The organism is Paenibacillus sp. FSL R5-0810 (genome assembly GCF_038002285.1).
GTDB lineage: Bacteria > Bacillota > Bacilli > Paenibacillales > Paenibacillaceae > Paenibacillus_AQ > Paenibacillus_AQ lactis.
The window spans coordinates 3,736,594-3,759,183 of sequence record NZ_JBBOCF010000001.1; the positions used below are offsets into that span (position 1 = coordinate 3,736,594).

17 protein-coding genes are annotated in these 22,590 nt (G+C 55.1%); 2 read left to right on the forward strand and 15 right to left on the reverse strand.

The window, feature by feature from the left end:
• Nucleotides 1–125: 125 nt before the first annotated feature.
• The 12 genes from htpG to MKX76_RS16860 all read right to left on the reverse strand — a co-directional run bounded on the left by htpG (nt 126) and on the right by MKX76_RS16860 (nt 17,385).
• Nucleotides 126–2,003: a molecular chaperone HtpG gene (htpG, locus tag MKX76_RS16805; protein WP_341034256.1), complete on the reverse strand. Its 1,878-nt coding sequence runs from the start codon at nt 2,001–2,003 to the stop codon at nt 126–128.
• Between the two features lie 382 nt (nt 2,004–2,385).
• Nucleotides 2,386–3,627 (reverse strand): MFS transporter, encoded by a 1,242-nt coding sequence (locus tag MKX76_RS16810; RefSeq protein ID WP_341034257.1) that lies wholly within the window; start codon nt 3,625–3,627, stop codon nt 2,386–2,388.
• Between the two features lie 57 nt (nt 3,628–3,684).
• Nucleotides 3,685–6,783 (reverse strand): glycoside hydrolase family 2 TIM barrel-domain containing protein, encoded by a 3,099-nt coding sequence (locus tag MKX76_RS16815; protein ID WP_341034258.1) that lies wholly within the window; start codon nt 6,781–6,783, stop codon nt 3,685–3,687.
• A gap of 50 nt (nt 6,784–6,833) precedes the next feature.
• Nucleotides 6,834–7,646, reverse strand: coding sequence for a carbohydrate ABC transporter permease (locus MKX76_RS16820; RefSeq protein WP_007131510.1), 813 nt, complete (start codon nt 7,644–7,646; stop codon nt 6,834–6,836).
• Between the two features lie 3 nt (nt 7,647–7,649).
• Nucleotides 7,650–8,642 (reverse strand): carbohydrate ABC transporter permease, encoded by a 993-nt coding sequence (locus MKX76_RS16825; protein ID WP_007131509.1) that lies wholly within the window; start codon nt 8,640–8,642, stop codon nt 7,650–7,652.
• 24 nt (nt 8,643–8,666) lie between these two features.
• Nucleotides 8,667–9,941, reverse strand: coding sequence for an ABC transporter substrate-binding protein (locus MKX76_RS16830; protein WP_051425151.1), 1,275 nt, complete (start codon nt 9,939–9,941; stop codon nt 8,667–8,669).
• Nucleotides 9,942–10,080: 139 nt separating this feature from the next.
• A complete protein-coding gene (locus tag MKX76_RS16835; protein WP_213616735.1) occupies nt 10,081–11,256 on the reverse strand; it encodes a response regulator in 1,176 nt (391 codons plus the stop codon).
• Nucleotides 11,216–12,979 carry a cache domain-containing sensor histidine kinase gene (locus tag MKX76_RS16840; RefSeq protein WP_213616737.1) on the reverse strand — a complete coding sequence of 588 codons (1,764 nt, stop codon included), beginning with the start codon at nt 12,977–12,979 and terminating at the stop codon, nt 11,216–11,218. Before MKX76_RS16840 ends, MKX76_RS16835 begins: the two co-directional genes overlap by 41 nt.
• Nucleotides 12,980–13,191: 212 nt before the next feature.
• Nucleotides 13,192–14,898 (reverse strand): amylo-alpha-1,6-glucosidase, encoded by a 1,707-nt coding sequence (locus tag MKX76_RS16845; protein WP_341034259.1) that lies wholly within the window; start codon nt 14,896–14,898, stop codon nt 13,192–13,194.
• Nucleotides 14,899–15,105: 207 nt separating this feature from the next.
• Complete coding sequence (locus MKX76_RS16850) at nt 15,106–15,798, reverse strand: YqeB family protein (protein ID WP_341034261.1); 693 nt, start codon at nt 15,796–15,798, stop codon at nt 15,106–15,108.
• Nucleotides 15,791–16,390, reverse strand: coding sequence for a TetR/AcrR family transcriptional regulator (locus MKX76_RS16855; RefSeq protein ID WP_341034262.1), 600 nt, complete (start codon nt 16,388–16,390; stop codon nt 15,791–15,793). The genes MKX76_RS16850 and MKX76_RS16855 overlap by 8 nt, the downstream gene beginning before the upstream one ends.
• 257 nt (nt 16,391–16,647) lie before the next feature.
• A complete protein-coding gene (locus MKX76_RS16860) occupies nt 16,648–17,385 on the reverse strand; it encodes a FadR/GntR family transcriptional regulator (protein WP_028405788.1) in 738 nt (245 codons plus the stop codon).
• A gap of 108 nt (nt 17,386–17,493) precedes the next feature.
• Between MKX76_RS16860 and MKX76_RS16865 the strand changes: the two genes are divergently transcribed.
• Nucleotides 17,494–18,909, forward strand: coding sequence for an FAD-binding oxidoreductase (locus MKX76_RS16865; RefSeq protein ID WP_341034263.1), 1,416 nt, complete (start codon nt 17,494–17,496; stop codon nt 18,907–18,909).
• Nucleotides 18,902–20,272 carry a (Fe-S)-binding protein gene (locus tag MKX76_RS16870; protein WP_341034264.1) on the forward strand — a complete coding sequence of 457 codons (1,371 nt, stop codon included), beginning with the start codon at nt 18,902–18,904 and terminating at the stop codon, nt 20,270–20,272. The genes MKX76_RS16865 and MKX76_RS16870 overlap by 8 nt, the downstream gene beginning before the upstream one ends.
• 333 nt (nt 20,273–20,605) lie before the next feature.
• Here MKX76_RS16870 and MKX76_RS16875 read toward each other — a convergent pair whose 3' ends face one another.
• Genes MKX76_RS16875 through MKX76_RS16885 form a run of 3 tightly spaced genes read right to left on the reverse strand, consistent with a single transcriptional unit; the run spans nt 20,606 to nt 22,492 of the window.
• Nucleotides 20,606–20,803, reverse strand: coding sequence for a hypothetical protein (locus MKX76_RS16875; protein ID WP_007131499.1), 198 nt, complete (start codon nt 20,801–20,803; stop codon nt 20,606–20,608).
• A 19-nt stretch (nt 20,804–20,822) separates the two neighbouring features.
• Nucleotides 20,823–22,028, reverse strand: coding sequence for a hypothetical protein (locus MKX76_RS16880; RefSeq protein ID WP_341034266.1), 1,206 nt, complete (start codon nt 22,026–22,028; stop codon nt 20,823–20,825).
• Nucleotides 22,025–22,492, reverse strand: coding sequence for a sigma-70 family RNA polymerase sigma factor (locus MKX76_RS16885; protein ID WP_144871210.1), 468 nt, complete (start codon nt 22,490–22,492; stop codon nt 22,025–22,027). Before MKX76_RS16885 ends, MKX76_RS16880 begins: the two co-directional genes overlap by 4 nt.
• Between the last annotated feature and the right edge of the window lie 98 nt (nt 22,493–22,590).

A 22,590-nucleotide genomic window follows, 5' to 3' on the forward strand; every position in this document is an offset into this window, starting at 1 on the left:
AGCATCTCGCCTAAGGAAAATTATCCGTAACGAAAAAGACCCGGCCAGCCCGGCGGTTATCGCCAGCCGATCGGGTCTTTCGTTTTTATTTTGTTAGCTTCCCCCATGAACGGAGATCGCCGCTGTTACACCATAATTTTGCAGATGTCGTTCGTAAACTCTACCGGATCGGCAATCGGCAGCCCTTCGATGAGCAGCGCCTGGTTGTACAGCAGATTGGTGTAGAGCGCCAGCTTATCCTGATCATCCTTATGCGCCTTCAAGGCTTGGAACACCTCGTGGCCCGTGTTGATCTCAAGGACCTTATCGGCTTTCACGTCCTGCCCGTTCGGCATCGCCTTGAGGATTTTCTCCATCTCGATGGACACTTCGCCCTCCGCCGACAAGCAGACCGGATGGGATTTCAGGCGCTTGGAAGCCTTGACGGATTTCACTTTACCCGCCAGGATGCCTTCCATCGCGGTGAACAGCTCCTTGTTGTCGTTCTCCTCCGCTTCGGTCTCCTTCTTGTCCGCATCGGATTCAATTCCGAGATCACCGCTCGACACGGATTTGAATTCCTTCTCCTTATACTTCATCAGCATCTTGATGGCGAACTCATCCACATCGTCGGTGAAGTACAGAATTTCATAGCCCTTATCCAGCACCATCTCCGTCTGCGGCAGCTTCTCGAGGCGGTCAATCGAATCGCCTGCGGCATAATAAATATACTTCTGATCCTCCGGCATTCTGGATACATACTCATCCAGGGTAACCAGCTTCTTCTCCTTCGAGGAGGTGAACAGCAGCAGGTCCTGCAGATCGTCCTTGTGCATGCCGTACTCGTTATAGACGCCAAATTTCAGACCGCGCCCGAATGACTGATAGAATTTCTCGTATTTCTCGCGCTCATCCTTGAGCATGCTCTGCAGCGCGCTCTTGATCTTATTCTTGATGTTCTTCGCAATGAGCGTCAGCTGACGGTCATGCTGCAGCATTTCGCGGGAGATGTTGAGCGAGAGGTCCTCCGAATCGACCATCCCCTTCACGAAGCTGAAGTAATCCGGCAGCAGATCGCCGCATTTTTCCATAATAAGCACGCCGTTCGAGTACAGCTCCAGCCCTTTCTCATATTCCTTCGTGTAATAATCAAACGGCGTATGCTCAGGGATGAACAGAATCGCGTTGTACACGACCGCTCCGTCCGCCTTCACATGGATATGCTTCAGCGGCTTGTCGAAGCCGTAGCGCTTCTCGTTATAGAAGTTCTCGTAGTCCGCGTCGGTCAGCTCGCCCTTGTTCTTGCGCCAGATCGGCACCATGCTGTTGAGGGTCTGCTCCTCCTGAACCTCCTCGAATTCGTTGTCCGCGCCTTCCTTTGGCCGCTGCGTCTTGACGTCCATCTTGATCGGATAACGGATGAAGTCGGAGTATTTCTTGATGATCGCCCGCAGGCGGTACTCTTCCAGAAACTCGTCATATTGATTTTCTTCGGTGTTCGGTTTAATCTTGAGCACAATCTCCGTACCAACTGTATCTTTCTCGGCCGGAGTAATCGTATAGCCGTCCGCGCCTTTGGATTCCCACTGATAGGCCTCGTCGCTGCCAAGCGCCCGGCTGGTTACCGTTACGACGTCGGCGACCATGAATGCCGAATAGAAACCGACACCGAACTGGCCGATGATGTTATGCCCGTCCTTCGCTTCAATTTCGTTCTTGAACGCGAGCGATCCGCTCTTCGCGATGACGCCGAGGTTGTTCTCCAGCTCTTCCTTCGTCATGCCGATCCCCGTATCGGTAATGGTCAGCGTACGGTCCGCTTTGTTCGGCGTAATCTTAATGAAATAATCGTCCTTATTGAACACCAGCTGATCGTCCGTCAGCGCCTTGTAGTAGATTTTATCGATAGCGTCGCTTGCATTCGAGATCAGCTCGCGCAGGAATATTTCGCGCTGCGTATAGATGGAATTGATCATCATCTCAAGCAGACGCTTGGATTCCGCTTTAAACTGTTTTTTCGCCATGAGAAGAGGTCCCCTTTCCGTTATGAATCAGGATTTTAGCACTCCATCGCATAGAGTGCTAACACTTCTTCTATTTAAACATGTTCCAATTTTTCATGTCAACCTATTTGAGGACTTTTCGGTACGAAAATAAAAGCGCTGTCTTTATCCTTGTATTCTGGTGTAATTCTGATGTTATTCTGCCGTTATACTGCGGATTCCCTGCGGATACTCTGTGGATGCACCGCGGATGCTCTGCTGATAACTCTGCTGATACTCTGCTGATACTCTGCGGATCCTCTGTCTAGTCTCCGCGGACACTCTCCGGATCCTCCACCGGAAATCTCCGCATAAAACTTCACCCCGGTCGCGCTGAAATCCAGCCAGCAACCGGGGTTACATTTTACGTTTCTATGCTGCCGCCCAATCGCCTCGACAAGACCGGACGTATCCACAACACATAATACAGACCGCATATCAGCAGCGCCCCGGCCGTGGCAAGGAAGGGAAGCTGATAATCCTGCCTGGCCAGAATCAATCCCGAGACAAAGGTTGCCCCGGAAGATCCCAAGCTCCGAAATACCGACCGCATGCCGGCATATAGATTCCGTTCCTGTTCGTTAAACGCGGACATCAGCAGGCTGTCAAGCAGATTGGACAGCATCGTTACTCCGCCGCCCCGCAGCAGGAACAGGACGACAAACAGCCATACGGGAAGTACCGTATACAAAGCCGCGAACAGCAGAATATTGACGATAAATACGGAAACGATCGCCGTATGATAACCGAACCGCTCCATGACGTAAGGCGTCATTAGAGAGCAGATAAAGAGCAGAATGGCACCGACGGCCAAGATGAGCGATACTTGATCATCCATCCAGTCCAGCCGGAATTTCACGATCACATTCAGGAAGGAGCCCGTCATCGCGATACACCCTCCCAAGAGGGCCATGAACACGGCAAACAGCCATAAGGTCCCGGAAAGAATGGGCGCCGTTAGCTTGGATGCCCCTTCGGAAAGCGGACGGCCCGGCGCTTCCTCCTCCCTGCCCACACGCTCGGCCGGCAGCCAGAACGCCCGAACGGCTCCATGAATCACGAGAACCAGCCCGGTGAGGAGAAGGGAGGCTTCATAGCCTCGACTTCCTTCTGCCCCCTCCGCGATATATCCGGCCACCAGCGTGCCGAGACCCGTAAAGGCCGTAAACACGGCAAACATCAGGGAGAAGGAGCGGGCTTCCTCCTTGCGGGAACGGCAATAATGGAAGAGAAGCTGAATCTCCGTGGTTTCGACGAGCGTCAGCCCGGTCGACACGAGAATCTGGGCGGCATAGAACCAGAGCAATTGATCGCTGACGGCAAACAGCACATTTCCTGCGGCGATAAAGAACACGCCGGTAACCAGCAGTTTTTTTCTTCCCGTCCGATTCGCGAGCAGAGAGACCGGAATGGCGAGGATCCCCATGATCAGAATGCCCATCGATACCAGCGCGCCGATCTGATCCTCCCTCAGCCCCCGGAAGAGCAAATGCAAATTCAGAACCAGCGTGTAAAGACCGATGCCTATGCCGTACAAGGCTTCGCTTATAAGGAACCGGCGTACGCCGGTAGACAGCTGCAGCAGGTCTTTGATGTAAAAGGACATGTGATTCCCCTTCTGTCGGAATATCCGAAACGATAAGAATATGAGCAAAAACCAGGATCAGCTGTAAAGCTTTGCTTCCGAACGCATCCGCCGGGAGAGCGTCCCCGGATCGGTATCCTCCGAGGCGTATGCCTGCAGCAGAATTCGGAACTCGAACGGTTCCGGCTTAACCGTATGCTCCGGAGCCTGCGCCGGACCGCAGCTGTTGCTTCCGAGCCCGTTCTGGCGGTAATCCAGGTTGAACGTAATATATTCGCTCGGCATCAGGTCGCTGGCATGTTTGGCATATTCCACATCAGAGTCGGAATACCGGCTCGCGCTGAAATTCAGGGCAGACTCGGAAGCGGCAAGCAGGCCAAGGCCTGCGCCATCCGCGATGGAAATCCAGCGGACATCCGTGCGGTTCCCGTTCTCTTGCGGATAAATGTACGGCGTAAACAAGCCTTCCACCGTGCTGCGGTACGTACCGAAACGCCCTGCCTCCTTGCTGTCCGGATAGCTTTCGCCCGGACCCCGTCCATACCAGCGGACATGCTCCATATCTGCCGCAAGCTTCATTTGCAGCCCGATCTTCGGCAGCATGGATGGCGGCGTACCGATCGGCTCGCCCTTGATATTCATGATGATCAAGCCGCCTGAGGTGATCGTATAGACGGTTTCGCAACGGAACCCCCAATCGTACACCGGCGGCGCGATTCGGGAGACCCAGCGGGCTTGAATCGAATCAGAATCCGGTCGCTTCCATTCGAAATGGTCGACCCGCTCGGTGAGCCGGTCCAGATGGGCCTTCCGCCAATCCTCCAGCACGTACATGTCGTTGTCGATCGGCGGCCGCCAGAAATTCAGCCGCGGACCGTCAAGCGTAAGCAGCTTGCCGCTCACGGACAAGCTTTCAAACCCCGGCCGGGAGGAATTCAGCGACAGCTCGATGCCGTCCATCGCCGCCTTGAGCTTGCGCTTCTCTTCAATGATCCGCAGCTCCCCCCGTCCAGCCGTATCCGTAGGCCGGAATTCGGGTACCGTTGCTGCCCGCAGCTGGAATTGGGACCAAGCCACCTCGTGCCCGCGCTCCGCCCAGCGGCAGTCCGCAGCCAGATGGAAGGATACCTCAAGCCACAGCTCCGCATAAGGATTCACCACGGCCGCCGCTTCCTCGAGGCTCACGGGAAGACGAAGCTCCGCGCTCTCGCCCGCTTCGATAAGCGGCAGCTCCAGCACCCCGCTGCGGACAAGCTCGCCATCGGCCAAGATCCGGTAATGGGCCTGCAGATGCTCCAGCGTAATGAAATCGTACCGGTTCATGACGAGCAGCGTACCGGCTTGCGGCATGGTAACGCGAACCGGTTCAATCACCTTCTTATACTCGAGAAGTCCCGGCGAAGGCGTTCGGTCCGGACGCACCAATCCGTCGATGACAAAGTTGCCGTTATTCGGCACGTCGCCGTAATCTCCGCCGTACGCATAATCCTTCCTGCCGTCTTCCGTCGTTCTCGTCAACCCATGGTCGATCCACTCCCACACGAACCCTCCCGCAAGACGGGGATACCTTTCAAAGGTGTCAAAATAAGGGCGCAGTCCGCCGGGTCCGTTGCCCATGGCGTGGGCATATTCGCACAGAATATGCGGCTTGGGATGCCCCTCCAGTTGACCGAACCCCTCCATCTTCTCAACGGAGGAATACATCGTGCTCACCACATCGCACACCTCGGCTTCCCGGTCCTCCTCATAATGGATCAGCCTCGTGGTGTCATGCTCCCGGCACCAGTCCGCCATCGCGCGGAAATTGCAGCCGAAGCCGGATTCGTTGCCGAGGGACCAGAACAGCACGCAAGGATGGTTCTTATCCCGCTCCACCATCCGGCGGACACGGTCCACATAAGCCTCCTTCCACGCCGGATCATCGCTTAGACGCGAAATATTGCCGAGCAGCTCGAAGCCGTGGGTCTCCAGATCAGCCTCTTCCATGACGTACAGCCCGTACTCGTCGCACAGATCGTAGAACCGCGGGTCATTCGGGTAATGCGCCGTCCGCACGGCATTGATGTTGTGCTGCTTCATCATCTGAATGTCCTCGAGCATCGTTGACATCGTCACGGTCCGGCCGGTATCCGGGTGATGATCATGGCGGTTGACTCCTTTGAGCAGGATCGGCCGGCCATTCACCATGAGCTGGCCTTCCTTGACTTCAACGCTCCTGAAGCCGACGCGCTGCGCAATGGTCTCCAGAGACTGCCCTTTCGAATCCTTCAAGGTCATGACCAGATGATATAAAGCCGGGGACTCCGCACTCCACAGGGCCGGGTTGATCACCTCGATTTCAAGCTCCGCCGAGGAGGAGCGGGCGACTTCCTTCCCGATTGCGCCAACCTCGGCGCCGTTCCCGTTCAACAGCTGCAGCTGGACCGAGCCGTCCTCCGTCCCCTCCAGCTCCAGGCGGACGTTCAGCTTGGCTTGCCGGTACTCCGCATCAAGCTCGGTGATCACGCGGAAATCGGCGATGCGAAGAGCTGCAGGCTCCGCGACCAGGTACACATCCCTGAAAATGCCGCTCATCCACCACATATCCTGATCCTCCAGATAGCTTCCATCGGACCACTGATATACGCGGACGGCCATCCGGTTCACCCCGGTCGTCACATAGGGCGTCAGATCGAACTCGGAGGTCAGCCGGCTTCCTTGGCTGTAGCCGATAAACGACCCGTTGAGCCATACATGAAACGCACTGTCCACGCCGTCGAACTTGACGCTGATCCTCCTGCCGTCCCAATCGCCGGGGATCTCAAATTCCCGGACATAACTGCCGGTCGGGTTCGCATCCGGCACATGCGGCGGATCCACCGGGAACGGATAATACAGATCCGTGTAATGCGGATGGCCGTAGCCCTGCAGCTGCCAATGTCCCGGTACGGGAATATCGTCCCAATCCGAAACGTTATACTCGGTTAAATAAAAATCTTCAGGAGCCGCCTCCGGCTCCTCCGCATAATGAAATTTCCACATGCCGTTCAGCGACTTGTACCATGCCGAGCTGCCCCTGTCATAGCGGAGCGCTTCCTCGGCATCCGTAAACGGGATGAAATAGGCCCGGCTCTTGGAGCGGTTTCGCTCCAGCACGCCAAGATTATCCCAATCCCGGTCAATCGGTCTGACTTTCATGCTATTCTCTCCATCCTTTCCATATTGCTTTATCGTTGCTGTCATCTGATCTAGCCTTTGATCCCCGTCGTCGCGATTCCGCCGACGATATACCGCTGGGCGAAGAAAAATACGGCAAGCGGCGGAATGGAGATCAGGCATGTAATGGCCATGATGGACTGCATGTCGACGCCATGCATGCCCCTGAACTGGGACAGGCCCAGCGTCAACGTATATTTGGTCTGATCATTCAAGAAGATGAGCGGGCCCAGGTAATCATTCCAGCAGCTCATCATATGAAACACCGCAACTAAGATCAGCGACGGTCCCATGAGCGGCACGATGATCCTCGCCAGAACCGTCATTTTTCCCGCACCGTCAATCGTGGCCGCCTCGTCAAGCTCTCTTGGCAAGGTCATGATGAACTGCCGCAGCAGGAAGATGAAATACGCGGAGCCGAACCAGGACGGGACGATCAGCGGCTTAAGCGTATTGATCCACCCCAGGTAGTTGAACTCCATATACTGCGGGATCATGGTCACTTCCCAGGGGATCATCATGGTTGCAAGCACGATCAGGAACAGCGCATCGCGTCCCTTGAATTGGAACCGGGCGAACCCGTACGCCACCAGCGTGCAGGAGATGAGCTGCCCGAGCGTGGACAGCAGCGTCACGATCACCGTATTTTTCAAAAACAGGTTAAACGGCTGGATGCTCCAGGCCTCCGCGAAATTGCTGAACCGCCAAACGGACGGCAGCCATTTCGGTGGAAACAGATACAGCTCCTGTGGGGACTTTAGCGCGGTCGTTACGGCCCAGAACAGGGGCGCAATGAACAGCAGGGAGCAAAATACAAGCAGCGTGTACGTGATTACTTTTCTCATGCGTCAATGCCCCTCTCTGCCGGCAGCCCGGCGTTTGACATGCTTCGGTTTTGCCTTCTTCATCTCGCCCTCATAGAACACCCAAGCCTCCGAGGACTTGAACACAAGGAACGTAAGCGTCAGGACGATCAGGAACATGAACCACGCATTCGCTGCGGAGTAGCCCATCTTGAAGTATTTGAACGCATTCTCGTACATGTACATCGCATAGAAAAAGGTGGATTTCAGCGGCCCCCCGCCCGTTAACAGGAGCGCCAGCGTCAGCTGCTGGAAGGCGGCGATGATGGACGTGATCAGGTTGAACAGCAGCGTCGGCGTAATCATCGGAACGGTCACATTGAAAAACTGTCTGATCTTGCCGGCTCCATCAATGGAAGCCGACTCGTACAAGTCCTTCGGGATGCCTTTGAGCCCCGCGAGAAAAATAAGCATCATCGAGCCCTGGCCCCACAGGCTTGCGATCACCATCGCGACCAGGGACCATTTCGTATCGTTCAGCCAGTCCGGGCCCTCAATGCCGAATACCGACAAGAAGTAATTCAGGATCCCGTAATCCCCGCTGTAAACCCATGACCAGATCATGGCGAGGGCCACGCCGGAAATGACCGACGGCAGGTAGAAGGCGGTTCGGAAGAAGGCGCTGCCTTTTACCTTCTGGTTCAGCAGCATCGCCAGTCCCAAGGCGACGATAATGTTCAGCGGCACGAATAAAGCCGCAAATTTCAACGTAATCATCAGGGATTTCCAGAACAGCGGATCATCCGAGAACATCTCCACGTAATTGTCGAAGCCGACGAAGGTGACTTGACCGACGATCGGCCAGTCAAAAAAGGAAATAACAAGAGAGAACAACAGCGGGCCCAGCGTGAAGACCAAGAAGCCGAATATCCATGGAAAAATGAAGAGGTAGGGCGCTGCCCCACCCCATCGTTTTCGTCCAAGCCGCTTCGGGGCCGCTGTCTGTCGTTGCGGGTTAAGCACATTGATCCGGGCCATAGTAGCGAGCCTTCTTTCTATCGTTTATTTCAAATAGCGTTCGCTGTCCTTCACCGCTTGGTTCAGAGCCTCTTGTGCATCGCTGCCGAACATGACGGACTCCACGGCTGCCGACAGCTGGCGGTTGACTTCGTTCCATTTCGGGTTGAGCAGGAAGGCCGGCGTATTGTCCGAACGCTCCAGCATCGTGTAATACGGCTTGTAGAGCGGATCCTGATCCTTCTTCAGCTCATTGACGACGCTTGCCCGGACCGGAAGGTCAGCCACGCGCATTTTGATCGCCTCATCGGATACATAGAACTTGATGAACTCCCAGGCCAGATCCTTATGCTTGGAGTCCTTCGCAATCGACAGCGCCGATTCGGCAAGAACCCCCTTGACCGGCTTGCCCGGGAAGGCCGGCATCTCGACGGTGCCCACATCGATTCCGGCTTCCCTGAACGATTCGAGCGGCCATATTCCGCTCTCCCACATCGCGATCTTTCCGGCCTTGAAGATGTCCTCCCCGCTCTGCTGTCCCTTGCCACCGGCAAGCACGGCGGTACCGTTCTTCAGCATATCACCCAGCATCTGAATGGCTTCAGCCGTCTCTTTGCTGTTCATATAGCCTTCAATCGTCGTGCCGTCCTCCGATATGAATGAACCTCCGTTGCTCCATACCAGGCCTTGCAGGTCATACGTGTCGTTCTCCGCGCGTACGCCGAAGCCGTACTGCTTCTTGGACGGGTCCGTCAGCCTCTTGGCAATGTCCTGAAAGTCAGTCCAGGTCCATCCGTCGTTCGGATATGCGATTCCCGCCTCATCGAACAGCTTCTTGTTGTAATACACGACCCGCGTCGTGAAGCCGGCCGGGATTCCGTACAGCTTATCCCCGATCTTGCCGTAGTTGAACAAGCCCTGGTAAAAATCATCAATGTTCAAATCCTTGTCCTTGGACGCGTAATCGTCCAGCGGCTCCAGCGACTGATGATACGTCGGGAAATCCCACATATACATCACGTCCGGCGGGTTTGCAGCGCCGAAGCCGGCTGCCAGCTTTTGATCGAACCCGTCTGCATAGGCCTCTACCTGGACCTTCGTGCCGGGATGCGATTCCTCGAATTTTTTGGCGATATCCTGTTCAATCTTCAGCGCATCGCCGGTATCCCAAGTTGCGAACCGAAGCGTTGTAGTCCCGGCTTGCGAGCCATTGTCCGGCTCCTTCGCCGTACCGGTGCCTCCGCCGCCGCATCCGGCCAGCATGGATGCCGTTAACGCCATCACGGATACGATAACCATCCATGACCTTCTTTTCATCATGTCGATTCCCCCTAAAGAGTTGAGGTAATATGAATTAAACCGCTTTCATCATAACCCGATGAAGAGCGGTCCAAAACGTGCGCTGATTCGCAGTTTATCGTGTTTTTGTTCGAAATGGTCATTCTCGGTGTTCGTTTGTTTACGATGATTCCCCTTTTTGTTCGGTACGGTATTGGCTTGGCGTCTTCCCGGTGCAGCGCTTGAACCATTTGCTGAAATATTTGCTGTCCCCAAGACCTGTCCGCTCGGCGATTTCCTGCATGGTTAAGGAGGTTTCGCGCAGCAATCCGTAAGCGAGACGAAGCTTGCGCTTATATTGGAAAGCGATGAAGCTGTCGCCAACCGTTTTTTTGAACAAAATCGAAAAATGGCTGCGGCTTAATCCCACCTTCTGGGCCAGCTCCGCCGCCGACCATTCGGCCGACGGAAACGCATGCAGCAGATGAACGGCTTGCAGAATCGGTTCGGGCCAATGCTCCGCGCTAAGTCCGTACACCCGCTCCAATTCGGCTTCCTTATGCAGCGATTGAAAGGCATCCTGTACATCCTCCAGGTCCTCAAGGCCTCGCCGCGAATCCCACGTCAGCTTGCCGCACCGGCTCTTCATCTCGATCAGCAGGCTCTCTATACCGTCCTTTAGCCCATCCGGAACGACCCAATAACAGCTGTCCGACCCGTAGCGAATCCGTTTGCCGCTGTGCAGTCTCGGCTCATCGGCTTCATGCTCCTGAAGAAGGCTCTCCCATGAGCTGCCACAGCCGGCGGACTTAACCAGGTAAAGCGCGGCAGGCTGTCCTTTCATGCGCCAACTGCCGCTCCAAAGCTTCCGCAGCACCTCCAGGAATTTGTCGTTATGCCCATTAAGCCAAGCATACAGATGCGTGGACAGCTGATCGTCCTGATCCTGCAAGGATACTGCCGTCTCAGACAGCTCCCGCTGAAATTTGCCCAGCAGGGCCTCGAGCTCTTCATCCTCGAAGGCGGTCTTCAACAAATAGGCCGAGGCTCCGAGCCGCATCCCCTCTTGGGCATATTCGAAGTCCCGATGGCAGCTGAGCAGAATGATTCTGGTCTCCGGCGCTGCTTCCTTGACCCTGCGGGACAACTCGATCCCGTCCATCTCCGGCATGACGATATCCGTGATGACGACCTGGGGACGATGCTCCAGGAAAGCTTCCCAGGCTGCCTGGCCGTTAGGGCTGTCCGCCACAACCTCCATCCCGAAGCGGTCCCAAGCCACCGTTGTGCGGAGTCCCTTGCGCACGATACTCTCGTCATCGGCAATCAGCACCTTGATTTTCTCTGTTTCCAACATCGTCAGACTCCTCCTTTTTCGGCCAGCGTATGGTGATTGTCGTTCCTTCTCCCTTCACGGAATACACCGTGAGCCCGTACAGCGGGCCAAAATGCAGCTTGAATTTTTGATCGGCGTTGCGTACGCCAAGCCCGCCCCGTCCCTTGCGTTTTACTTCAGGCGAGAATAGCCTCGCCAGCTGCTCCTCCTTCATGCCTGCCCCGTTATCCCGGAGCATTAGCACCAGATCGTCGCCGTCCATCCTGATCGACATATCGATCTCTCCTTCGCCGTCCGTGAAGGCGTGGAAGAATATATTTTCAAATAACGGCTGAAGCGTCATCCGCGGAATCAAATACGGAAGCAGTGAATCGTCACATTTCAGGCGATAACGAAATACTTCCCCGTACCGGATTTCCTGGACCTTAAGAAAATGCTCGATCATGCGCAGCTCCCTGCGAAGCGTGACCAGCTCCTGGGAGATATCAAGATTTCCCTCGAGCACCATCGTCAGATGATACAGCATCAGGCGGATGTCCTCGGCGCCCTCGAGCCTGGCTTTCCACTGAATGGAGTTGAGCGTGTTGAACAGCAGATGGGGATTGATCTGATAGTGAAATGCCCGCAGCTCCGCCTCCTTCTTCAGCCGCTCGCTTCTTTCCACTTCGCCGATCAATTCCTGAATCCCCGTAACCATCCGGTTGAAGCTCATATCCAGGCTGCCCAGCTCGTCTCGGCCATCGATCGGCGTGCGGGTGTCCAGCTTGCCGAAGCTGACTTTCTGCATCGAATCCTTCAATGTCCTGATCCTTGAGGTGAAGCGCGAAGAGAACAGGTAGGCGATGCCGAAAGCGAGCAGGCAGGACAAGATGGCAACCGTCATCGTGTTCGCCCGGATGATGCCTGAGGATCGATAGAAGGCTTTCGCCGGAATCCGGGCCTCGAGCGTCCATTGATTGACGGCGAGCGTCCGTGACCAGGTTACATCGCTGTCTTTGGGCGAGTAAGCGGCATCCGTCTCGTAGATGACCGTACCGTCCGGCGAGCTGATCTGCAGATGGGCATGGGTATCCTCCTCGAATTGCCGGAACATCTGCAGCAGCTCTTCCGCATACTCTTCGATGAGAATGATGCTGCCGTCCTGGGACTTGTCCGGATGGTGAATCGGAACCGCCAGGCCGATGACGCTTCGGTTGCCGCTGTCGCTGCTCTTGATGAAATGATCCTGCGGATAAAAGCCGAGCCAATAGGTTCCGGCATACGCCTTCGGCTTCGACCGCCATAAGGGGATACGGTCAAGCTTGGCGACATCCAGGTTGTTCTCCCCGTAGTAATAACCCGAGGTCGTAATAATGTAGATGCCGGCCGTCAGCTGCGTCCGAAGGGATTTCAGCAAGGATTCAAAATCATTCTTCTCCAAAATGTCGCGGTAGGTGGTGGGTGCCTGGTTTCCAATCCCCATGCGGCTCGGATCCAGCAGATAGGAATAAATCGTTTCGGCCGTCTGCTTCATCCGGCTCAGGGTTGAGCTGGTTTGCTGCTCCAGCTGGGCGACGGCATTATCTCCGTATTTCCCGAATTGGGAGTTGATGATCCGGGCCGACTGGTAGTAGGACAGCGCGCCAAGCGAAAACAGAGGGATCAGGGTTACGATTAAAAACCAGGAGAGCAGCTTGGTTCGGATGCTACGATAGGCGCCGGCGAACATGCGGCCGGCTACCTTTTTGGTCCGCTGAAAGCTCATGATAATCTCCCCGCTGTCTTTTCGTCTTTTTTTCAAAAACAAGCTTTAAGCCTGAAGGCATTCACAGCCCCGCGGCATTGATACCGCTTTCATTATAAACCTCAACCTATGGCTTGTAATTAGGCGCCAACTGGAAAACACAGGGGAAACGGAAAAAGCACCTCCCCCCAAGGCAAAAAAATGCCCGGGAAGAAGTGTTTCTCTAAGGTCGGTTAATGCGTGTATTCATGTCCGAGTATCAAAAATACGCTGGAGGTCCAGGTAAAAGCCCGGTCTCTAAGCCCCGCTCCGGTCAGGGCGTCAAAGTTCTCAGCCATGCCGCTGCTGCTAAGCATCCGGCAGAACCGCTGCGCCACCTCCATGGCCAGCTCTCGGTCACCGGCTGCCGCAACGCCTTCGACGAGCAGCATCGTCGAGGGAGCCCAGATCGGCCCGCGCCAGTATCCGTCCGGCTTATAATAGCGGCTGCTGACGCTCTCTGTGGCCCAGCCGTTCCAGGTCAGGAATCGGGTCTCATCCCGAAGTCCCGCAAGCAGCGCGGCACGGATATGCTCCGGCAGCCGCTTGCCCAGCAGGATCGGAACGAACAGCAGCAGGCTGTCGCCTTCCGACACCTCATGCGTGCCTGAACGGCAGGCCGTGAACCTTCCATCCCTCCAAAAATGACAGAGCATGCGCTCAAGCGTATCGTCCGCTTTCTGCTTCCATGCGGCAGCTTCCTCCGGCAACCCGAGAAGGCCGGCGATTTCGGCCAGCACCTCCATCTGAATAATCAGATAGGACGAGAGGTCGGGGCTTTCCACAGGAATCCCGTTATTGAACGCCGTGCTGTTATCCCAGCCCGAATCGTTGCCGTGGTTGTACTGGGGAATGCCGTCGCCGTCATGATCCCGGTACGTGAACCACCACTGCGTCCATTTGGAGAGCGGTCCGTACACCTCGCGCAGCTGCTCCTCTTGTATGAAATCGGTGCGCCGCATCATCCAAGACAGCGTCCAGCCGTGAATCGGCGGCTTGTTGCAGTTCCAGAGCTCGTATTTATCATTCACGAAGTCCGGAATCAGCCCGCTCTCATCCTGCCGGTCGAAAAAGATCATAAACTGGTCCCACGCCAGCTTCGGGTTATGCCGCACCAAGGCCATTGCATTAAAGCAGTTGTCCCAGCTCCAAATGTTGGTCATCCAGTTCTTTGACATATACATCGCCGGGCGGGTCAGGCAGCCTTCGGCGGGAACCAGGCAGGACCAGGTGATATAGGCGGCGAGCTCTCTGGCCTCCTGCCAATGCTCCTGAACGGTTAAGGTGCGGTTTAACCAGCTGCCGTAATCCTCCTGAACGAGCCGCACCGCCTCGTCGAAGCTCTCCCATTCGGAGCGCGGCGTCATTACCGTCATGAACTCTTCCACGGCAAATTCCGCCGTGTCGGTCTCCTCATCCGCTGAAAATACGGCGGTTACCCGCGAGCTCTTGATCTCATCCCACGCAACCTCCATGCTCAAGCGTCCCGCAAGCCTTGTCAGCATAAAGCGGCAGCCATGGGTAAAGCTGTTCACTTCCCAGCGGTCCGGATCCGTCTCATAAGCATAATCATATGCGGCGGGAAAAAAGGTGAGGCGTATGCCGCATCCTTTCGACCGGAACCTGACGGTCCGGGAGTCGGATATGCAAATATCTGCGTGGCCAGCCCAATGCGTGGTCTCCAGCCTGAGTTTTTCGGGTGATGCAATAGGGTCAAAAGAAACCGGCTCGTTGTTCCGGTCCAGCAGCTCAATCAGAAAGGCCTCGCCAAACTTGTCGTCTCCTCCGCGGACTGTACGCAGGTAAAGCCCCTTTCTCCGCTCCTTAGCCTCGGGCAGGAGGGAGATCGCCAAGAAGGACTCTCTTCGGCTGAAAGGCACGATATTCAGATCAAAATTCATAAGACATCTCCTTCGAGTGAGGTATCGCTTTCGAGGTATCGCTTTCATTGTAAAGCTTCTCTTTGAAGGAAAGGACCGCCGGATGTCTTATCTCAAGAGGGAAAATTGTTTGCGAGAGCGGTGTAGGGTGTCTTTTTGTCAGATGGAAGGGGTTCATTTGTTTGAGAGTGGAGGAGCAGGTTGCTGCCATTACGGTCGCTACAGTCGTTAAAGCCGCGATCCATGCAGACGCCAGTACTGCCGCTTTCCTTCGTCACGGACCGTTACCCCGAGCTTTGAGAGCTCCCGACGCAGATCGTCTGCATCATCCTTGTCATCGTCCCGCAGTGCCTTCTCCCTCGCCTCGAACAGGGCGTTCATGGCTGCGGTCAATTCCGGGGAATTTGCGACCCACCTGCGGTATTCATCCGCATACGGATCTCCTTCCCGCCACGGGTAGCCGTGCCTTAGAAACTCCTCCGTGAACAGCCGTGCTTTCCCTTCAATCTTCTGTCTATACAGCTCCTGACCCTGCTGACCGACAAGGACGAGCTCCTTGCCATCCAGGAAGGCGGCGAATATGTCTTCTCTTGCGTAACTAGCCTCTGCACCATTCACGGATAGCTGCAGTTCCCGGTCGGATATTCGTACGTGGAGGCTCTCACGTATGGCCGCATGGGAAAGCCACATGCCTGCAAGGAGCCCGAGCAGTGCCGTAATCAGCGCAACCCACGGTCCATGCAGCGAAGCAACCAGCTCCAGCGGCCCCTGGAATGGCACCCATGGCAGGCTGGACGCCCATTCCGCGATGACAGGAAGGAACCAGCCGAGCACGCCCCCAAGCACCGGCGGAATCGCCCATATCAGCATTTTATCCACTGTCGATAATCCAAGCTCCGTCCATTCCGTTCGTTTATCCAATACGATCCTCCCCTTTCCGGAAGACGCTGTTGACGGCTTCCTTCCATAACTCCTGATACGGCAGCTTCATGCCCATCATCATGTAGCTGGTGATATTGTCAATGAGAAGTGCCAGCAAATGGGCCTTAACCGTCACGTTCTCGGGTTCGATAACGCCTAACTCGGCTCCCCGCTGCATGACCTGCTCGAATCCGTCCAGAAATTCCCGCTGCATGGCGATAACTCGCTCGCCATAGTGTCCGTTTCGGCCGGCAGTCAGCATGAATTCGTTCAACAATCGGAAGACCGGGGCAAAATGCTCCTCATCCTCTGGAAACATACGCAGCCCGCCCTCGTACAGCTTCAAGGCGAAATTCTCCGCAGTCAGCTCTGAAACCGAGAAGTAATGGTCGAAATGGTAGTCACTGAACATGTATTCGAAGACCCGCTCGATGAGTTCATCCTTTGAAGCAAAATGATAATAAATCGAAGGCTTCGTCATGCCTACCGCCGCTGCGATCATTGCAAGGCTGGTCTTCTCGATGCCGTGCTGCGCAAATAAATGCAGGGCCGCTTCAATCAACTGCTGTGAAGTCATATCACGTTTCTTCATTGGTTGCCCACCTTTTTTTAACTATCGTTAGGTAAAATAATAGCGAACAACTCTCCGTTAAGTCAATGTTTTTTAACGATAGGTAGAAAAACGGACTGCAATAAACCGGACTGCACAATAAAATGAAATAAGCCAGTGCCAAGCGGCACTGACCCGAAGTAAAGTGTAAGGCTCATCCTTAAGTCGATTGCAGGTTACCTTGGGTACAAGGGCAGCAAAAAAATCGAGTTCTTCCCCCTCCCTCAGCCATGTACGCGTTAATCCGGCAGTCTGCCGCTTTCCGACTCCAGCCCTGATCGAAGCACCTGCTCCACCTTGGTCAGATGTGCTGCGATTCTCGCACCGGCCTGCTCCTGATCCTGCCGCTCAATCGCATCAAATATCATTTGATGCTCCGTCAATAACCGGGCGGCGGTTGATTGTTCCTTGTAGAACCACAGCTCCCTGGACTTCTGAATGGTGTCCGTTAAACGGTCGGATAGCGACTCCATCAGCTGAATCAGCAGCGAGTTGCCGGACGCAGCCGCAATTGCCATATGAAAGGCGACATCCGCGCGCTCGCCTTCCCCCGTATCGTTCACCTTCAGCCCATGCTCCATCTGCGAAAGAGCCTCGCGCATTCGGTCAAGATCCTGCTCCGTCCTTCGTTCCGCAGCCAAAGAGGCGGTACCGGACTCCAGCACCTTGCGGACTTCAAGCAGCTCGATAAGAGATTCAGCCCCTTGGAACAATAAATCGGCGCCGCTTCGGGGCTCGCTCGGAAGAACCGTCTTCACATACGTTCCGCCTCCCTGACGCACATCGACCCATCCCATGGCCTTGAGGGCGCTGACCGCCTCACGGATCGTGGATCTTCCTACGCCATATGCGGCCGCTAATTCAACGACGGAGGGGAGCTTCTGGCCCGGCTTGAGATGCCCCTCCCGGATCTGCTGAAGCAGATGCTCCCCCACAATTTCATGCCCCTTCTGGTTCTCCACTTTGATCGTTCGCATGGTCCGTTTGCCTCCTGCTCATTTTTTGTACTATTCATTACTATAATCATGTCATATAATAAAACAAAAGTCATCAGATGACCTGATCAATTAGGAGGGAACTCGTTTATGTTAGACCCGTCTCTCACCGCACAGCTTCGCTCCATCGTTGGCGATGCCCACTTCCGGGATGATCAAGAGGCGCTTATCGCGCATTCCTATGACGGCACTCCGATGCTGCAGGCTTTGCCTGACGCTGTAATCTATCCTGCCAACACGGAGCAGGTTTCCGCCATTATGAAGGCGTTATCAGCCTATAAAGTCCCGCTCGTGTCCAGAGGCTCAGGCTCCAATCTCTGCGGAGGAACCGTTCCGATTCAAGGCGGCGTCGTCATGGTGATGCACCGGATGAACCGAATTCTGGAGCTGGATCTGGAAAATTTGACGGCCACCGTTCAGCCCGGGATCATTACGGCCGACTTCATTCAACATATTGAATCCTTGGGCTTGTTCTATCCCCCGGACCCAAGCAGCATGCGCATCTCGACGATCGGCGGCAATATCGCCGAATGCTCGGGCGGTCTGCGCGGTTTGAAATACGGCACGACGAAGGATTATGTGATCGGGCTCGAGGCCGTGCTCGCCAGCGGCGAAATCATTCGTACCGGCGGAAAGCTGATGAAGGATGTAGCGGGATATGATTTGACCAAGCTGCTGGTCGGCTCGGAAGGCACGCTTGCGATTATTACCGAAGCGACCTTGAAGCTGATTCCCCCGCCGAAGAGCAAAATGACGATGCTCGCCATGTACCGCGATCTATACGGAGCGGCACGGACGGTTTCCGCCATTATCGAATCCAAGATTATTCCGGCGACGCTGGAATTCATGGATAATCCGACGATCCGCGTCGTCGATGATTTTGCCAAGCTTGGCCTTCCGCTGGACATGGAGGCGATCCTGTTGATCGAGCAGGACGGTGACCCCGAGACTGTAACCAGGGACATTGAGCAGATCCGCCAAATTTGCATGCGCGAGCAAGCCGACAGCATTCAGGTGGCTGCTACCCGGGAAGAGGCGGAGCGGCTGTTGACAGCGCGAAGAAGCGCCTTTACGGCGCTGGCGCGGCTTCGTCCGACCACGATTCTGGAGGACGCGACCGTTCCCCGGTCCAAAATCGCCGATATGGTCCGCAAGATCAATGATATTTCGGCCAAATACAATGTGACGATCGCCACCTTCGGCCATGCGGGCGACGGCAACCTGCATCCTACGGCAACGACCGATGCCCGGGATGCGGAGGAAATTCACCGGGTGGAGCAAGCCTTTGAAGAGATTTTCGCGGCGGCCCTTGAGCTTGGCGGCACCATTACCGGCGAGCACGGCGTGGGCATGGTGAAGGCACCATTCCTTGAGTGGAAGATCGGCGCTTCCGGCGTCTCGCTCATGAAAGGGATCAAGCAGGTATTCGATCCCGATAATTTGTTGAATCCAGGCAAGGTGTTTGCCAAAGAATCACGAAAAAGGGTGGTAATTCATCATGACTAGCCAAGCGAATATCGGGAAGAAGCCCCAGATCAACCATACCAATCCCCTGGCCCGTACCTTGCTCGAAAAGCTCGATTACGATCAATTGACCAACTGCATGCGCTGCGGGTTTTGCCTCCCGGCCTGCCCTACATTCAGGGAAACGGGCGTAGAGCCCGAATCTCCCCGCGGGCGCATTGCCTTAATGAAGGCCGTGGCCGACGGGCTGATGGAGCCGGATGATCGCTTCCGCGATCAGATGAACCATTGCCTGGGCTGCCGAGCCTGCGAGCCGGTATGTCCGGCAGATGTGAAATACGGTCAGCTCATTGAGCAGGCCCGAGACGCGATCGAGGACCATCCGGTGCATTCCATTCCTGTGAAGGGAATGCGCAAGCTGTTCTTCAAGGGCGTCTTCCCGCACCGCAAACGTCTGAAGACGCTGGGAAGAACGCTGAAATTTTACCAAAAATCCGGCTTGCAGCGCGTGGCGAGAGGAACCGGCGTCATGCGCCTCTTCCCCAAGCATCTGCGGGACATGGAGCGGATTCTGCCGGACGCCACCGCCGATGGCGTCGTCGAACAGCTGGGAACGGTGTATCCGGCTAAAGGCACTCCGATCGCTCGCGTCGCTTTATTCAGAGGCTGCATCATGGATGTCATGTTCGCCGGCACCAACGTCAATACCGTGAAGCTGCTGTCGGAGGCGGGCTTCGAGGTTGTTATACCGCCGGAGCAGGTTTGCTGCGGCGCACTCCATGCTCACAGCGGCGAGCTGGAGCTGGCAAGAGATATGGCGAGGATCAACGTGAGGGTGTTCAAGGAGCTGGATGTGGATTATATCGTATCCAATGCCGGCGGCTGCGGTGCCCTGTTGGTGGAGTATGACCATCTGCTTCATGAGGATGAGGCTTGGAAGGAACAAGCCTCCTGGTTCGCGAGCCGGGTCGTGGACATCAGCAAGCTGCTCGTGGAGCATGGCAGATTGCCTGCATTCAGCAATTCCGCGGCGTCTACCACCGAGCCTGTCGTTGTAACGTATCAGGACTCCTGCCATTTGCGGAATGTGATGCGCAGCGGGGCGGCACCAAGGCAGCTCATAAGCCAGGTGGCCAACGTCAGCTTCCAAGAGATGAGGGAAGCGGACCGCTGCTGCGGCTCGGCAGGCATATACAATGTGACGCAGCCGGAAATGGCGGGTCAAATCCTGGAGCATAAGATGGAGAACGTCAACGCCACCGGAGCCAGATACCTGCTGACCAGCAATCCGGGTTGTCTGCTGCAGATGAAGCTGGGCGTGGAACAGCACGGCTGCAGCGAAACGATGGAAGTCAAGCATGTGGTTGATTTTCTGTATGAGCGAATGAATGAACGCAACGCTTGATTCTGGTAGCTATGCATGCCAGGCCTCCAAGTCCAATGCTCGCGCCGTTACTTAGCCCTTGCCTGTTGCCTGCGTCCAGCCTCCCCCTAATTAAAAATCGCCGGTGCCACTTTCTCGGCACCGGCGATCCATCCAATGGATGACTTTAAGAGGTTGTTCAAAAAATCGTCTTTTGATCACGAAGTGCGTCAAGAAGTAACTCGGCATCGAATCTTGAATTCAGCCGGGCCTTCCGGTGCTCACGTACCCAAAACGTACGCTCCGCTCCTCAGTCCCTACCTTCATCCAACCTTCTCGGTGCTGAAAAACCGACTTTTTGAACACGCACTTTAATTATAGTAATCGTCTTCCCATCATCATGATGGTATCCAGCAAAGCCTTCCATTTGCCTGCAGTCTTCGCGCCGCCTGCGACAGCACCTGCAGCTTCATTACGGGTGGCTTTCGTTTGTTGAGCCAACCTGCATCGTTCGAGTTCCTGGCGGAGATCGTTCACATGCTGGTTGGCAATATCTTCATTATTGATATTCATTTTACCTTCCTCTTTTCTTTTATAGCGACAACATTCCGACATTACCGATACCTGCAAACTTCTCCTCCGTCCCCTTCACTATAATACTGCCGCTCATGCTCCGAAGGTAAGGGTATAAAACACCTTTAATTCTTTTTTCCGCGATCATCACTTTCCCGAACAGATCCAAGGAACGCAGCTTGGCCTCCAATACATCCTCCGTAACGTCTTCTTCGAGGATCAATGTTCCGTCTACAATGAAGCTGGCCGGTTCCTTTAAAGCAAGCAACTGGTCCTTCGACCATGCTTCCTCGCCTTCCACGAATACGAATGCCTGCTCATAGCTGACGATTTCCGTATTCACGTCCGGACAGCGTTCCCAGACCAGATCCTCGATATCTTCGCTGCAGATCACGATCGAGGACGATTGAATTCCGGCGATGGCGCGGCTGAACGCCTCCCTTGTCACGTCAGCATCAAGCACAATGGGGTGCTTGGTATATAATTTACGGTCGGCGAATCGGCGAATCGTTCGGGCGTTCAGTCTCAGCGTTTTCGTTACATGCTCGAACCCTGCAGGAATTACTTTTACCTGACCGTTGATCGACTGCATTTTGTCATAAAAATAGGGGCTCTGCTCCTCATGGATCATCGCGATGCCGTTCACATGGATCTTTTCAAGCCGGTCGGCGAATTGTTCCATGTCCAGGTCCTTCTCCACTTCAAGGACCCCATTCACGACCAAGTACCGGGGCTCCTTGAGCGAAGACAAATACGCGTTGGTCAGACGGAATTTCCCGGACTCAAACCGAAGCTCGGATTGATAGGCTTGGATGCTCGCTTCCGCTCCCTCCATTTTAAGCAGCGATGCGGTGACGGCTCCCTCCAAATGCTTCGGAACATACACCTCGCCCCTCACTGCCATGTGCAGCCCGCTATGCTCAAAAGCTTCAAGGCTGACATCCCGATCGATGACCACCGTGCCATACGTAAATACATTCTCCGGCTGCTTGTGCTTAAAATACTCGGCGTTCAATCTCAAAGTGCCTTTAAAAAAGCGGTAGCCTCTGGGGATTTCCAGCGTTTTGCCGATGTTGCCGGCGTTCGTGAGCAGCGCCAGCAGATGGGCGGTCTCCGCCCGGTACAGCACCATGCCCACATTGTCGATCCGTTCAATGTTTTTTACGCTTTCCTCGGTTGCCTCCGTAAGATCCAGCATACCAACATTGCCTATGATTCTGCTCATTTCATATCTTCCTCCCAATAGGTTCTTAATTTCTTGATGGCGGCCTGCAGCTTGTAACGGATCGTCGCGGCTGGCAATCCAAGCTGGTCCCCGATCTCCTGACTGGACATGCCAAGCCAGTAGCGCTTAAACACAATATCGCTTTGGGACTGGGGCAGGCGGCCCAGCCATTCCGTGGTCTCCATATCGAGGTTTGGCACGGACAGCAATGTGGCATCCAGATCATCATCCCAGGGAAGCAGCCGTTTTTCCCGGCGGGTAATGTCGATCAGACGATTCTTGATGACCCTGAAAAACCAAGCCTTTTGCTTGTGGAGCGGCCACTGTGCCAGCTGCGGCTCCTTCATCGCCTTGATGAAGGCGTCCTGCACCAGATCGTCGGCTTCGTACGCGTGCTTTGCGACCGACCGGGCATAGCGCCGGACATCCTCCTTCAAATTTTCGTACAGCTCATTTACGTCCATAGCCGACCTCGTATCTTCCGTTTTCGTCTTTCTTGTTAATATAACGTTTGAGCGACTGCAACTGATGGATGGATTTTAAATATTTCCGAAAAAAAAAA